Annotated in this window: 10 protein-coding genes; 3 read left to right on the forward strand and 7 right to left on the reverse strand. The window is 45.5% G+C overall.

From position 1 onward, the window contains the following. Window positions 1-29 precede the first annotated feature (29 nt). Together Q0V21_RS21555 and Q0V21_RS21560 are read right to left on the reverse strand one after the other, a co-directional pair. On the reverse strand, window positions 30-716 hold the full coding sequence (locus tag Q0V21_RS21555; protein ID WP_079348317.1) for a GntR family transcriptional regulator: 687 nt from the start codon (window positions 714-716) through the stop codon (window positions 30-32). Between the two features lie 219 nt (window positions 717-935). Continuing rightward, on the reverse strand, window positions 936-3,527 hold the full coding sequence (locus Q0V21_RS21560) for an S-layer homology domain-containing protein (protein WP_301880647.1): 2,592 nt from the start codon (window positions 3,525-3,527) through the stop codon (window positions 936-938). 240 nt (window positions 3,528-3,767) lie between these two features. On the opposite strand from Q0V21_RS21560, the gene Q0V21_RS21565 reads away from it, so the two are divergent. After that, complete coding sequence (locus Q0V21_RS21565; protein ID WP_301880566.1) at window positions 3,768-6,107, forward strand: AraC family transcriptional regulator; 2,340 nt, start codon at window positions 3,768-3,770, stop codon at window positions 6,105-6,107. 19 nt (window positions 6,108-6,126) lie between these two features. Further along, a complete protein-coding gene (locus tag Q0V21_RS21570; protein ID WP_301246255.1) occupies window positions 6,127-7,743 on the forward strand; it encodes a type 2 periplasmic-binding domain-containing protein in 1,617 nt (538 codons plus the stop codon). A gap of 124 nt (window positions 7,744-7,867) precedes the next feature. On the opposite strand, the gene Q0V21_RS21575 is transcribed toward Q0V21_RS21570, so the two are convergent. The 4 genes from Q0V21_RS21575 to Q0V21_RS21590 form a co-directional block, all read right to left on the reverse strand. Further along, complete coding sequence (locus Q0V21_RS21575) at window positions 7,868-9,967, reverse strand: TerD family protein (protein ID WP_301880567.1); 2,100 nt, start codon at window positions 9,965-9,967, stop codon at window positions 7,868-7,870. Between the two features lie 408 nt (window positions 9,968-10,375). Beyond that, window positions 10,376-11,881, reverse strand: coding sequence for a malate:quinone oxidoreductase (locus Q0V21_RS21580; RefSeq protein WP_079348323.1), 1,506 nt, complete (start codon window positions 11,879-11,881; stop codon window positions 10,376-10,378). Between the two features lie 538 nt (window positions 11,882-12,419). Continuing rightward, the gene (locus Q0V21_RS21585; RefSeq protein ID WP_024629609.1) at window positions 12,420-12,647 is read right to left on the reverse strand and encodes a helix-turn-helix domain-containing protein; all 228 of its coding nucleotides are present in this window, start codon (window positions 12,645-12,647) and stop codon (window positions 12,420-12,422) included. Next, entirely contained in the window at window positions 12,593-12,943 is a 351-nt protein-coding gene (locus Q0V21_RS21590) for an RNA polymerase sigma factor (RefSeq protein WP_301880568.1), read from the reverse strand. Before Q0V21_RS21590 ends, Q0V21_RS21585 begins: the two co-directional genes overlap by 55 nt. Window positions 12,944-13,288: 345 nt before the next feature. Between Q0V21_RS21590 and Q0V21_RS21595 the strand changes: the two genes are divergently transcribed. Next, complete coding sequence (locus Q0V21_RS21595; protein ID WP_024629607.1) at window positions 13,289-13,816, forward strand: N-acetylmuramoyl-L-alanine amidase family protein; 528 nt, start codon at window positions 13,289-13,291, stop codon at window positions 13,814-13,816. 935 nt (window positions 13,817-14,751) lie between these two features. Here Q0V21_RS21595 and Q0V21_RS21600 read toward each other — a convergent pair. Beyond that, window positions 14,752-15,156: a hypothetical protein gene (locus Q0V21_RS21600; protein WP_079348329.1), complete on the reverse strand. Its 405-nt coding sequence runs from the start codon at window positions 15,154-15,156 to the stop codon at window positions 14,752-14,754.

Raw genomic sequence — 15,156 nt, forward strand, 5'->3', positions numbered from 1 at the left:
CTCTTGAAACCAATAAGAGACAGCTACGATTACTGTAGACTGTCTCTTTCTTGTGTTTCATTTTGGATAGTCAAGGATTGTCTGGTCAATATCTCGAATGATTTTTTTGCTTTTTCAAATTCGTCCTGGACGAGGGCATTCACAAGCTCCTCCAGGTACAGGCTGCGAATTTTCGTTCGCTCCACATCGCCCCAGTTCATCTGGGAGTAGACATTCGTGATAAACGTGATATCCGAGTAAAATTTGATAAATGCTTTGTTTCCAGCGACCTGAAAGACATAACCGCATAATTGATGCACCTTCACAACGTATTCCAAAATGTTCTTTTGGCTTAGCTGTTCCTTGGCTTCTCTTAAATACTGCTGAAGTTGATCCTTATTATCTCCATCCCACTTCGATCTGGAATAATCAATTCCAATTCGGAACAGTTCAATTAAGGCAGTTGTGTAGTCCGCCATCTCTTCTTCGGAAATCGCCTTTACACGCACGCCCCTTCTTGGCAGCCGCTCGATCACACCTCTGCTTTCCAGGATGTAGAATGCTTCTCTAACTGGAATATTACTTACATTTAACTCTTTGGCTATGTTGGATTCAATTAATCGAGTATCTTGAACCAGCTCGCCTATAAATATTTTTTTTAATATATAATTCGCAATTTGATCTGGCAATTGGCTTCTCTCATTATTCAATAATGAAGAGAAATGATAGCTTTGCATATCTCTTATCCCTTCTACACTGATTCATATTCCATGATACATGTGGACAGGCCGTTTTCATTATGGATTATTATATCGCAATATGGAGTGTTAACCAAAACAATATCAAAAGAGCGAGCTGGTCCGTATTACTGGAACCAGCTCGCCCTTTGATGTTATATGGATGCGCTACTCATTTGGGCTGAGCTTTCGGCTCCAGCGAATAGCATATATATGCTTTTACAAGCCTTCGATCAGCTCTTTGATTGAGCTGTCGCTCTCCAGTGCGCGAATGATCAACGTCACGGCTTCAGCTCTTGTCGCTTTGCCGTTCGGCGAGAACACGGAGGATGATAATCCTTGAACAAGGTTGGCAGATGAAGCTTGCGCAATCACATCTGCAGCCCAATTGCTGCTATCCACATCGTTGAAGCTGGCTGGTGTGCTGGTCGCCAGTGCATTCAGATTGAGCATGCGAGCAATGATTGCCACCATCTCGGCGCGGGAAATTGTTGCATTTGGCTTGAAGCTGCCGTCCGGATACCCACCGATTACTCCCTTATCAGCCAGAGCATCGATGTAACCCGCAGCCCAGTTCGAGCTGGTATCCTTGAAGCTTGCCGAAGCCGCGCTTTCGCCGAGACCGAATGCCCGAGCGATCATAGCGGTAAATTCCGCTCTGGTAACGGATGCATTAGGCTGGAACTTGCCATTGGCATAACCGTTAATCATGCGCAGCTTCATGGCAGCACTGATGTTTCTGTCGGCCCAGTGACCCGTGATATCACTGAAGGTTTTAGTTTCATTTTTCGTTGCAGCAATAGCTTCGTTAAGTGTCTTCAGAACTGTTTCCTGGTTAACTACGCCGGATTTGAACGGATTGACTTCTGTTGCAGGAGGTACCGTTGGTTCCGTTGTAGGAGGCGTTGTAACCGTTCCTGAATCTGTATCAGAATCCGTTGTTGGGTTAGTTGGTGTTGTAGTTGAACCACCACCTGTGCTTGGTGTCGTAGTTGAATCGCCACCTGTACCAGGTGTCGTTGTACCTGGATTTGTTGTATCGGTAATAGACAATGCAATCTGGTTGCTTAGATACACAACTTGAGTGCTATATTTGCTTGGCAGACCCTCTACCTGAACGGAGGCAAATTTTCCACTTTGCTGATTAGCGCCATAGTTTACAAGCGTCACAACACCTGGACCCGGCACATAGCTGTTGGCAAAGTTCACGTGCAGCGTTCCGGAGGTGTTTACCGTACCTTTAACATCGAGTACGTCATTTGCGGAAGCTACGTTCAGCTCTAGCATACCGTCAGCGGCCTGCGTGAAGTTGCCTTCGATGTTCCATTTTCCAGTTACGCTCTCCGTAACCGTACCACCGCTGTTGACCACATCGCCACTCCCGAATGCAGTAGCGGTATCACCTTCCAATGTACCTGCATTAACCTGGGTACCGCCGGAGTAAGTGTTCGCTCCCCGCAGCTTCAAGGTACCGCTGCCTTCTTTCGTCAGCTTCCCCGTACCGGAGATGTTGTTCCGCCAAACGTCCATGGCGTTGAAACCACCCTTGCTGGCATCCATCGTTACCGTTACATCGCTATTGAATGCACCGTATCCGTCTGCTGCCGCAAACAGATTAAGACGTCCCCAGCCTTCCGGATCATCAAGCAAAGGGTAGCCCGATTCTATTGCCGTTGTTGCCAACACAGCACGACGCTGTTGATCTGTCAGATAAGGCTGTCTGGTCTCAGTCAGCACTTCTGCTCCCTTAGGTACCGCTACCGGTTCCGTTGTGGAACTGATCTGCTCAAACCCGTAGGTCAGACGCTGGGTATAATCAGCCTTGTTTTTCTCATAGTCGGTAAAACGATCTTCTGCTGAACCAGTCTCCTTCAACAATACGTTATGCGCCTGATCATACGCCGCTTGCTTCAGGTCTGCATTTTCTGGATCATTCAGAGCACCTGCTGCCAGGGCCGTTGCGAGTACACGTCCACCCATGACATCTAGCGGAGAGTGCATTCCGGCTACAATCCGGTTGTTACCCATCTCCGATGCACGGGTTACCAACTCCTGGAACCGTTCAGGTGTAGCATAAGCTAATGCAAGTGCAGCAAGGTAGGACGCATTGGTGTGTCCGCTCGGGAAGCCGCCGTCAGAGGCTGCATCTTTCTCATCTTTGATTGCCGGTCTCAGCGTTGGCACGACAACCTCATTCGTATTCAGCCAGCGGAAAGGACGCATATAATTGAAGAAATTTTTTGATGGATTCGAAGATGCGGCGTTACCCCGCAAGGCTCCAACCAGATCTACCATTTTGCCCAGCTCGGAATTCGAATCTCCGGCTTTGTTCGTGTTATTGCCATCATCGTACTTCGTTGTCGTAGCGTCTTCCGGAATGCTTGTAATCGTCGTATAAGTGCCTGATTTTTCACGATACACATCAGCCAGCGAACCCAGTCCCTCGGTCGCACCGTAGGTTTGATTCGTACGGTCTGTATAGTAGGCAGCATCCTCTTCCGCTTGGGTACGTGTTGCTGCGATATCGGCTACATATTGAATGTTGTAGTCCAGTACCTTCTCGTTAAGCTTCGTACCATTGTTCCAAGAATCACCCGGTGTCCATAGGTCCAGAAACTTGGACAGTGTACCGATGGCCGAGTTGGTTTCTATTGTTGTGTTGGAGGAACTGTTGCTCTTATACGTATCTACAAAGTACCCCCAGGTCGGCTCGGCCGGCAACGGGATTGTGGTATCATCCGACGCTGCAAGCGCAATGCTTGATGCGAATGAATTGGAGATAAGTGCTACACCCACAGCAGCGGCTAACATTCTCTTTTTGTTTTTGTTGGCTTTCGTTTTCAATTCTTTTCGACTCCCATCGTTTTGTAGTTGGTCTCGAATCGGTCTCAATGTAGCATCAGGCCCCTTCAACCAGCAATAAAACAATTTCGCCATTGTATCAATTTAGGATCAATATCGCCTTTTTTCGACATTTAACATTCTCTTAATAAAAATCATGAACTGATGGTCAATCGTGTAGTGTATAATCGTCGCCGGGAGGTATGCATCATGAAAAAATGGAGCTCCGCATGGGCCGGGCTGGCGGCATCTTATGTATCCATCGTGCTCGTCATTGTCCTGCTCGTATGCTCTTTCTTCTATATCTATTTTTCGCGCAGTTACAATGAAGAATTGCAGAACAAGAATCAGCTGATTCTGGAAAATACAGTCCGTACAATTGAAAATACCGTGCTGAAAAGAGTACAGCAGATCTATCTGGATCTATCGCTCGACAAGTCTGCAGACATTCGCCTGTTCGCTGAGCCATCTTATCGGAATGGTCTGGACCACGTCATCGATCTTCAGGAATTGCTTAAGTCCAGGGTAGCCGGCAATAGTGATCTTATTCAGGCGATACACCTCTATTATCCAGGGCAGAACATTATGTTATCGTCTCTATACGGTCTGAAGTATAATGCCAATCAAGGGGAAAGTGCGACACATTATGGCGATTGGCTTAACGGCATGCGAAGCAATAAACAAAACAGCCTGTGGACGCCTACACGACAGGTGCCACAGGATATTTTCTCCAGCCTTGCAAGCGGCAGCGGCAATGCGCTGTTCACGTATGCACACAGCTATCCCTTTCAGTCCACAGGCGAGACTGGAGATGTCATTGTTGCAATTGACGTAAATGAAAGTGCCATAAGCAGCATCATAGAGAATATGATGCCCTCCCAATACAAGAGTACGTTTGTTGTGAACGCAGCAGGCAGCGCCATCAGCGATGCCAAAATAGACATTCACGAAACGCAGGGAGACTTCCAGTCCAGCATTACGATGGCACTAAAGTCCGGAAGCACTGTGGGAAGCTTTGACGATACGATTGGTGATACGTCCTATGTTGTGTCTTATCAGACACTCCCATCTACGGGCTGGACCATCTACAGCGCAATGCCGGCCAGCTTCTACTATGAGCAATCGATTATGGTCCAGAAGCTAATTCTCGGTATCTGCCTCTTCGCCATCCTAATCGGACTTGTGCTATCTGCTTTGCTGACCAAGGCCAACTATAGCCCGATTAAACGCCTCGTCAGCCGAATTAAGGATTTATCCGACCCTGAGCCGAAGCATATTACGAATGAATATCGGCTGATCGACCGAGCCTTCATGCAATTAAGTGATAAAGTGAATAATCTCGAAGAGACACTTCTGGCGAACAGCCCGGCTATTAAGCACAATGCTGTGCTGAATTTATTACGGGGTGGATATACCCGGGAGCAATGGATGGAGGAACTGGCTTCTCTGGGCATTTCACAGGAATACAAAGAGTACTGCTGTCTGCTTCTAAATACAGGAGAAGCCTCCGCAGGCCTCAGCTCTGAAAGCCTGTCAGTCATGGTATCCCGAATGATACACGGGCTGGAAACCCTGCCCCTGCCTGACAGCCAGCTCATTGCAGAAGAATTACCGGACAAAAAACTGGTGGTTATCCTGTGCAGCCATATCGCATCTGACCCGCTGCTGGACCAATTCTCCAATTTGCTGCTATCCAAAGCAAGGGAGCAATTCCAGCAGGATATCCAGCTATCGCTGGGCTCCTGGGTGCGGGAACTGGCAGACGTGCATCTAAGCTACAACGAAGCGCAGACACGAATGAAATATGCTTACTTCTTACCGGAACTAGCCATACTGAAGGACCATACCCTGCTCCTGCGGGAGCATAACCTGGATGAGATACCACAGGCCATGCTCGCAAAGTTTAGGGACAAGCTGCACGCGAGGCAGCCGGAAGAGAGCGCCGCAGCGATCGATCAGATCATTACCACGATGCGGGAGGGAGCGTACCCCGCTGACTATTGCCATTTTATGCTGGCGAATACGGTATTCATTTACTCGGATGTAGTGAAAAACGTTCGTTATAAGCATCCTCTTCAATTGGGCCATCCTGATCTGTACCATGAATACATCAGTATCCGCAATATCCACGCGTACCGCGACTGGCTGGTGGAGTCTGTTACCGTGTTCATCAGAGAGACGGAGAAGCGGAACAGCGAACGAGCAGTCTCCACAATTGAACTGGCGAAGCAATATATCGAGGATCATCTTCCGGAAGACTTATCGCTGGATATGGTAGCTGCACAGGTGTTCATCAGCCCCAAATATATGAGTAAGCTCTTCAAGGAAGAGCTCGGCGTCACCTATACCGATTATGTCACCTCCCGACGCATGGAACGGGCCAAAGAACTGATTGAGAACAACAACATGACCATTGAACGGATCGCAATCTCCGTCGGTTACGGAACCACTGCCTATTTCATTAAACGGTTCAAGGAAATGTACGGTTGTACGCCAGGCCATTACTTGCGCAATATCGCTTCTGCCGGGCTGACGGAAGCCGGATCTTAAGGTGAGGAAGGAATACAGGATGAAAAAAAAGGGATGGCTACGCGTTACTTCACTTCTCGCCATGCTGATTCCAGTCATCGTGGCCAGCACTCTGAGCGGTTGTGATCTTCAATCCGTTCAGCAGACCTCAACGGAAACACAACAGACCGAGTCGGGCTCCAGTACTCCACGTTACCGAATTTCATGGACCCTGCATCAGAATCTTTCGGTACCCGAAAATGCTGAAATGCTAAAGTACGTGGAGGATAAGTTCAACGTCGATCTGGATGTGTGGAACCTAGAGAACAACAAATATGAAGCACTGCTCGACATGAAGCTGGCCCAAGGCGAAATTCCCGATCTGTTCCGCATCCGTCAGCCGCAGGACCTGCTGAAATACCAGCAGCAAGGACTGCTGGCCGAGATTCCACTGGATACGCTTAACACGTATGCTCCAAACCTGATGCGAGCCATTCGAGAGAATGCACCCGCTTATCAAAACTCTGGGATAATCGACGGCATATCCTATGGCATCCCTGTCATTAATCCAACCAATATCTATCGGAGTCCAGTCGTTTTTCGGCAGGATTGGCTGGCGAAACTGGGCCTGTCGGTACCACAAACGTTAGCCGATTTCGAAAAAGTAATCTATGCCTTTACCAACGATGACCCCGACGGTAATGGTATTAAGGATACCTACGGTTTGTCCAGCGAAGGGATGAACGTTGTGTTTGGCGCCTTCGGTCAGATTGTCTTCGCAGATCAGCTCTATTTCAGTGATAAGAACGGGAAGAAGGTCATCGGCGCGCTGCAGCCGGAAATGAAGGAAGCTCTTCACTATTTGCGCAAATGGTATCAGGACGGCGTGATTGATCCCGAGTTCATCACCGGAGAGAATAAGGGTGGCTACAAGCACTTGTCCCACGCCTTTATTAACGGCAGGATTGGCATGACTTCCATGGGCAATTACTACCACTGGATTCAGGAGGCTGATTATCTGGAGTGGAGCTACGATGAATATGGACATGCCGTGGAGACTCCAGTTCAATCCACCTTTAACGTAAAGGAACTGGTAGCCAAGAATCCTAATGCTCGTGTTGTATTGAGCAGGCCTTTCACCGGACCATATGGTCAACGCGGCTCCAGAGCCTACGATATGTTAATGAGCTTCACCGCCATCGGTGCCGATGCCGTCAAGGAGCCGGGCAAGCTGGAAACCATACTGCAGATCCTAGATTACGTTAGCGCGAACCCTGACCCGGATGAAGCAGCCACAATGACCTTCGGCATACAGGGTAAGCATTGGACGAGAGCCAAAACTCATTCGCAGGACATCATCATCCTGCCTCCGTATGACACCATGTTTAGCTATCAGAATCTAATTGGCGCTAATCTCGGTATGACCATTCCGCTAAAACAGACCGCACAGCGCGAACAATGGGCCTCGACTCTTGGGCTGGACAAGGACGGTATCTACAACGAGCTTGAGGTGGCGACACCCTCCCTGATCAAGAGCGGCCCGGAATTGATCAAGCTGAAGAACAAGGCTTACATCGCCTTTATCACTGGGGAGAGGCCGTTGAGTGAATTTGATGATTTCGTCCAGGAATTTATGGAATCAGGCGGAGCAGAAGTGTTGAAAGAAGCGAATGAGTGAAGGGCACATGCTTGATTCATTCGCTAGACAGTTTAATTCCAGCATTCGCCACTCATAAACCCAAACAAGAGCAGCTCTCCGCTGCTCTTTTCTGTCTACGCATCCGTATTCACATGTGATCGACTCAAGCTAAATATTCCGCCATAATCTGCTCGATATCGAATGGGGTAATCCCTTGCTCCACCGAATAAATCGTATCCGCCTGTTCTATCGTGTCCACCAATTCACCTCGGGCCTTGGCATGAAGCGTGAACAAGTCGTACAGGTCCGGTTTACGCATCGTGGTCAGAGCTTTGCCCATCAGGACCATCCCTTTTTGATTGCCCTCAACATTATTGTAGTAATCCGGGTGTCTGGTGAGCGCCAGATCGGTCCAGATTACCGTACGCTCCACCAGATCCATAATGACGGGAATCGCAATCTGCGTATCCGCAGTAATATCGATTTTGTTAGCCACTGTGGACGGCTCGAAAATCTCCCCGGAACCCGGCTTCTTCCGCATCATCCAGCCCACAAAACACTCCGGCAAATCGCAATACGGATGACTCGTAAAGGAAAGCAGACTCGCCACCACATAACGTCCGCCATAAGCAACGATCGACGGAATGTGCAGGTCAATGAACTCACTTGCACCATGAGGCGCTGTCACGATATCCCCGCTGTGAACGGCCTTGTAGTTGGATGAACGCAGATTCGTATAGGAGATATGCTCCACATAGTTCCAGTTCTCATCGTACATCACCGCAGACAGATCGATATCCACGCGCCCCGTTGCTTGACCATTCACGGTCCCTTCCTTCCACCAGTTGAAGCAACGAATTGTATCTCCTTCCGCCATCGGCACCCGGCTTCCCCGTACAATCGTATGAAGAGCCTTGCTCGCCGATCTTTGGGAAAAGGGCACCAGATAATTATGGAGCTGCGGATCGACATACGTCTTCCCAAGCGAAGGAAGGGCTGCAAAGCGCTGCACCAGCGCCTGTTCACACGCCTGCACAACGTCGAGACAAGTGCCCTCGTCTATCTTCGGAAGCTGATTCGGAACAGCAAAAGCTTTCGCTACATTACCTTTGGGGAAAAATACACGCAGATCCTGCGGCTCATTACGCTGGGCAAAATGCTGTTTTACCTGCAGCAATACCGGGGTTGATACGTGCTCCAGAATTTCACTGAACGCCAGCAATACATATTCCTTATCCGTGGTAGAGCGCAACAGGTGATCCAGTCTTCTCGCAAACTCACCCGGGCGCTGCTTCAACAGCTCAATCAGACTCCACACATTCTGGTACTGGAAGGCAAGCTCCACACTCCCGTTAAAGGTCGTAAACGGCTTGTTATTCCGCAAAATATCAAAAGCTTCATCACATTGCGGGTACCGCAGCTTATATTCCGAAGGATGCAGAATTTCGCCCAGACGAATCCAGCGATCCTTGTAACGGAGCATATCTTCCGTAATCGAACCGCTTTGTTCCAGGAGACCAAGCAGCAGTCGTCTCTCACGCCGCTTGAATTTACGGAAAGGCGAAGCTACAGCCAGGCTGACATCACCATCCGACCAGGCCACAGCGAGACGAAGGACATCCGTTGCCGTTCTAAAATATGGACCGATCCGGTCGATATTGGCCTTTTCGTGCTTCAATAATGAAGCTACCACGAACCCCACATTTTCCTTGAAAGGAATCTCGGCTGGCAACAGCGGATCCACTTCATCCGGTTCCGCATGTTCCAGCACCGTATCGATATCTGCTTTGTCTGTCCCCGAGATGGAGCCCTTCGCTTCGATCAGTTGGCGGATGAGCGTCTGAAAGTCTGCCTTGTTGCCGAGGCCAATGACTTTCAGGTTTACTTTGTCCAGCAAAGGCACTCTTTCCACGGGTTCACGATTCGGATATACCAGGGTCAGATAATGAAGGATGGCGTTCAGGTAGAGCTCCACCTCATCTTCCTCCATCACCTGCGTTGGAAATCCAGGATACATCGGTTTGTAGTCCACATGCGCGCCGACCATAATTCTCAGATCAGCCACAACCTGGGCAACCAATGCTTCAAACTGTTCCTTGGATAACGTTCGCACGGCTTGCATCAACTCATTCGAGAATGTGTAGCCAAGCGTTTCTATATTTTTAAGGGCAGTCGCCAAATAAATCTTCGGCAGCTGTTTCTCCCCTTGTTCTTGCTCGATCATGAGTTTGTTCGCTCTGCGCAAATAGATGGTATTGTTCATGATAAAAGAGTCCAGGAAAGCCATATCCCTACAATTGGTGGTCTGCTGTAGAAGGAAGGAATATGATAGCCTGGACGCCTCCTCTCTGAATTGAGATCTTCAGGAAAGCGGCGACCCTAAGTTCGCCAATGAAGTTAGAAGGAAGGATCGCCATAGCCTGAAGGCCAAAGGTCCGAAGTTCGTGACCCGAACCTTTGATGAACCCATCATCTCAGATTCCACGATCTCCCAACAGGGCGAAAGTATTACGACTGGTTAAATTAAAAGAAATGCTCTGACTTGCGTGGAGTAGTTCTGAACAGAAGAGCAGCATACAACTGAAGGTCATTTTAAAAAAGAGCTAAGCGCGGTTTTTAGCCGGCTTAGCTCTTTATCACACCCACTATAGAAGAGGAAACATACAGCTCGTTACATCCGAACGACTGATTTCTCAGCCGTCAGCCCAAGCACTCGAGCGGTTGAAGCATGAACCTGGTTCAGAAGATCGAGGTTCTCTACAAGTGATTTACCATAGGAAGGAACCATTTCCTTAATCTTTGGCTCCCACGCATCCATATGCTGCGGGAAACACTTCTGGAGGATCTCCAGCATCACGTGAACAGCAGTCGATGCACCCGGTGAAGCACCAAGCAATGCTGCAATCGAGCCATCCGCCGCAGTGACTACCTCCGTGCCGAACTGAAGCGTTCCTTTGCCGCCTTGAGCCGTATCCTTAATCACCTGCACACGCTGGCCCGCCAGCACCATATCCCAATCATCGCTCTTGGCGTCAGGAACAAAGTCACGCAATTCGGCCATACGTTGTTCCTTGGATAACATGAGCTGTTGGATCAGGTATTTCGTTAATGAAATTTCTTTGACGCCTGCCGCGAGCATCGTGAGCAAGTTGTGCAGCTTCACGGACGTAATCAAGTCGGCATTGGAGCCCGTCTTTAAGAATTTTGGCGAGAATCCGGCAAACGGTCCAAATAATAGCGATTTTTGATTCTCGATAAATCGGGTGTCCAGATGCGGAACAGACATCGGTGGAGCACCCACCGAAGCTTTTCCATATACTTTGGCATGGTGCTGCTCCACGACTTTCGGGTTTTTGCACACCATGAAGATGCCGCTCACCGGGAAGCCGCCAATATGTTTGCCTTCTGGAATGCCGGATTTTTGCAGCAAGTGCAAGCTTCCGCCACCCGCACCGATAAAGACGAATTGCGCGGTGTGCCGTTCGACGGTTCCGCTCTTCAGATTTTTCACGGCTAATTCCCAAGATCCATTGCTTGTGCGTTTCATATTCTTCACGCTATGTTGGTAGTGGATATCCACGTTTTGTTTCTTCAAGTGTTCCATTAGCATACGCGTTAAAGCACCAAAGTTAACATCCGTACCGGAGTCAATTTTGGTGGCTGCAATCGGTTCATTGCCCGTGCGGTTTTTCATCATCAGCGGAATCCATTCCGCCAGTTTTTTCTTATTATCCGAGAATTCCATACCCACGAACAACGGATGTTTTGCTAACGCTTCAAAGCGTCTTTTTAGAAACAGGACATTCTGCTCTCCATGTACATAACTCAAATGAGGAAGCGGCATAATGAAGTCCCGCGGATTACGAATCAGATTGCTTTTGACGAGATAGGACCAAAATTGCCTTGAGATTTGAAAATGCTCATTCACCGTAATGGCTTTGCTAATATCTACGGATCCGTCTGGTCGTTCAACGGTATAGTTAAGTTCGCACAATGCAGAATGCCCGGTTCCGGCATTATTCCATTCGTTGGAGCTTTCCTCCCCCGCACTGGCGAGCTTCTCAAAAACCTTAATATTCCAGTCTGGTGCCAATTGTTTAAGCAAAGTTCCCAAAGTTGCACTCATAATTCCGGCACCAATCAAGATAACATCTGTACTCGTTTGTCCCTGGCTCATGTCTACCGTCCTTATATCCTATATTTGCCAAAAGGATGTAAGCGTTATCGATTTGGCATTGCAGCAAGCCCCATTCTTGAACAGGCCCGCCCCTTCTCTGAATGAATATAACCTTGATCTAGTGTATCAATAATATGGGTCAATTTAAATATGCAATTTGAAGATATTTGCTATTCCATCAGTATACGCTAGTTTATGTCAGATAGATAACCCGGTTATAGGGCTGAAAGATTAATTTGTTCAATAAAAAGTATCCTTCGGCATTGCATTTATCGAATTGGTACAACTCATATCTAAGGATCGGACTATTATCATAATTTTGGTCAGTTCATAGACCTGAAATATTTTTATTTCTTCTGTATAAATTAACAATCTTCCCAACGAAATTATATGTATCTTTATAATATAGTTCTTGTTCAGTTTTGGATGCCAACATGCTGCATCTTAAATATATTTTCTTAAAGGAACCCTTTAGCCCGAACGCTTTTAAAAGAGTGTTCTGACTAAGGGTATTGAATACCTCATTACGTAAGGGAACTTAATCATTGTACAGTTCTCCTTGCATAACAAACTCTAAAAATTCTGTTGTTATTTCTGCAAACGCATCTTCATCAGGTAAATAAATAAACTTACTCAAACGCTTAATATCATCTTCAAATAATTCAATCAATTTAATAATAGCTGTAGAATCCTGAGTTTTAGCTGCAACAATTAGTTCAACGAATTCATCCTCTGGGATAATTGTTTGAGCATCCTTTTCTTCCATTTGTTCACCGCCTGTTGACTCATATTTAAATGCTGTGCAACTTCTGCTTCAGTATGACCTTCAATGTAAACTTTGTGTAGGATAGTCTTGCCTTGGGGAGGTAACGATTGCAATAGTTGCTCTACCATAATTTTATTCTCCAAGTTTGTTATGAAACTCCCCCCAAGGAATTCAATATCATTAATAGAGCACTCACGTTGTTTTACTTTTTTAGCACGATATTGCACTCTCCAACCAATACGATAAACTTCTGTCTTATAGCGTTCGTATGTTGTTTGTGGTTGTGATTGTTTCATTCCTCATCCCCTTTTATTATTTTAATTTGTTCTACTTAATATATAGGGAAGTATGAAATTGAAATTACAACCAAAAACAGAACATTTGTTCTTATTTTATTATAGCATTTTTCATCATATTTAGAAAGCTATAGAATCCAATAACTAGAAGTTTATCTAGACTTCTAAACTGTAAAGCAAATAAATATACAATTTTAAATTGACAGGTGTATCCTTATCTCCCTGTAACCTAAATAATTTAATAATAAAAAATCACTGGTTGTATAAAATGTTTTTTGATTTCCCTTATATGTGAGAGGCAATCCTGAACAGGATGTCTTATCATAACAAAAGGTGGTTAATTATATGAGTTTAAGCGGAAAAAGTTTTATTATTGATCCAGGACATGGTGGCAAGTATGACGGTGTAACTTCTGGAAGTCGTAAAGAAAAAACAGTAACTCTAAATTTTAGTAATATCCTTAAGAACAAGCTTGAAGCAGAAGGTGCAAAGGTCTATATGACTCGAACTACCGATAAAGACTTTGGTGGAACTAATGCTGATGATGATATTAATAAACGCGTTAATTATATCAATCAAAATATGCCCGCTGTATCGGCATTGATAAGTATCCACGTTAACACTTACAAAGGAAGAATTGGTCCATTCTATCAAGAAGGTACAGTAGCGTCCAAAGCATTCGCCCAGGCCATTGCTAAGGAATATGGTACAGTGGCGCACGAAGGGAACTTTGCAATTCTACGAGATACAACACGCGCGAGCCAGAAAACATTGATTGAGATTGGACAAATCATTGAAGGTTGGTTGGATAATACCAAGGATCTCTCAAGTACTGCTGATTTTGTAGTTAAAGGAATCAAAAATCACTTTTAAGTATTAAGTACAAAAAAGCGAAGCTCCGGCTTCGCTTTTTCTATATTTTAAAACTTTAACTTATAATATAATGATTTAGATGGGTTTAATGTTATAGACTAAGAATAATCAAAAAAAATTATGAGGGAGAACGTTGATGATTATAATAAGTGTGGTATTGCTGGTCGTAGGCATTATTTTTATTATTCGTGGACGAGCTCTGGAAATTAGTAGTCAAAACAGAAAAACAATGCTCTGGATTGGGTCTGCTCTTATTGTAATGACCATATTTCTAGTCATTATGGGGATTTTACAAATTACAGACATATCAACCAACGAGCAAGGGCATTGAGTAAGCTTGACATTGAGGAAATTTTGTTTGCAATGCCTGTATAAAAATCTCTTATTTTTATAGCTTAATTTCAGTTTTTTTATCTAATCTTTCCACTTGTTAACAAGCGACAACAATCGATTAACTCTGAAAAGAGTTCAATCGGTCGTTGTCGCTTTTATTTATAGAAATCTTGATTTAAAATACTAGCACTTAATTTTAGTTCATCTATTATCATTCCTTATCAACTCTCTATATAGCGATGTCGCTAATATCTTGTACTGAAATATTTAGATGTCTCTAATACTTATGAGGATGCTGCACCACTTACAACCATTTCGCCTTGTCTTATGGTAAAACTCCCGCCTTGCTCAAAGAATTTTATTTTCGGTCGTAAAGATCGATGTATTGAATTGCTTCATCTAATCCTTGATCTATTAATTCAGCAACTTCTAAATAACCGCAGCAAATTACCTTCACATAAGAATTTCCTAGCGTGTCCAGTTTTGAACAGGCTCGATATAATTTTTATTAAACCTATTTAGAGTTACGTATACAAGGTAACGACTAAAAATACAGCCCTGGTAACTGCGTTATCGTTTGAAAGTATGTTCCTTGATTTCAATCAGTCGTATTCAATATACACGCTGCAACCGTTCGTTTTGGCTAGTTCTAAAAATGTTGATATCTGATGTGCTACTTCTGGGAGAGTAGGAACAATATTCTTAACATTCTCTATTTGCTCACCAGTTACTTTACTCACATTGAAGGAATTAAATAAATGAATAGCTGAATCAAGGTCCTGTATTTCCCATGGACTTTCCTCATACCAACCTTCATGGGCATAGTATCCTTGTAGAATACCATTGTCTGTAGACTCATACTGGCACATAAGATCTAATAATGTCTCAAAATATCCATTCCACATTTTCAGAATATTCCTTTCGATAGGGTTCTCAAAAAGAATTAATATCTCGGGTTGCCCTTCAAATCCAACATAAAAGGAATCATTAACTAGTTCTTCTTTCAT

This window comes from Paenibacillus sp. 11B (assembly GCF_030487755.1).
Lineage (GTDB): Bacteria > Bacillota > Bacilli > Paenibacillales > Paenibacillaceae > Paenibacillus > Paenibacillus vandeheii.

Excerpts from the sequence above, each read along its gene's own strand:
- Q0V21_RS21555 (WP_079348317.1), bottom strand. The coding sequence starts at position 716 with ATGCAAAGCTATCATTTCTCTTCATTATTGAATAATGAGAGAAGCCAA.
- Q0V21_RS21570 (WP_301246255.1), top strand. The coding sequence starts at position 6,127 with ATGAAAAAAAAGGGATGGCTACGCGTTACTTCACTTCTCGCCATGCTG.
- Q0V21_RS21595 (WP_024629607.1), top strand. The coding sequence starts at position 13,289 with ATGAGTTTAAGCGGAAAAAGTTTTATTATTGATCCAGGACATGGTGGC.
- Q0V21_RS21580 (WP_079348323.1), bottom strand. The coding sequence starts at position 11,881 with ATGAGCCAGGGACAAACGAGTACAGATGTTATCTTGATTGGTGCCGGA.
- Q0V21_RS21600 (WP_079348329.1), bottom strand. The coding sequence starts at position 15,156 with ATGAAAGAAGAACTAGTTAATGATTCCTTTTATGTTGGATTTGAAGGG.
- Q0V21_RS21565 (WP_301880566.1), top strand. The coding sequence starts at position 3,768 with ATGAAAAAATGGAGCTCCGCATGGGCCGGGCTGGCGGCATCTTATGTA.
- Q0V21_RS21560 (WP_301880647.1), bottom strand. The coding sequence starts at position 3,527 with ATGTTAGCCGCTGCTGTGGGTGTAGCACTTATCTCCAATTCATTCGCA.
- Q0V21_RS21590 (WP_301880568.1), bottom strand. The coding sequence starts at position 12,943 with ATGAAACAATCACAACCACAAACAACATACGAACGCTATAAGACAGAA.
- Q0V21_RS21585 (WP_024629609.1), bottom strand. The coding sequence starts at position 12,647 with ATGGAAGAAAAGGATGCTCAAACAATTATCCCAGAGGATGAATTCGTT.
- Q0V21_RS21575 (WP_301880567.1), bottom strand. The coding sequence starts at position 9,967 with ATGAACAATACCATCTATTTGCGCAGAGCGAACAAACTCATGATCGAG.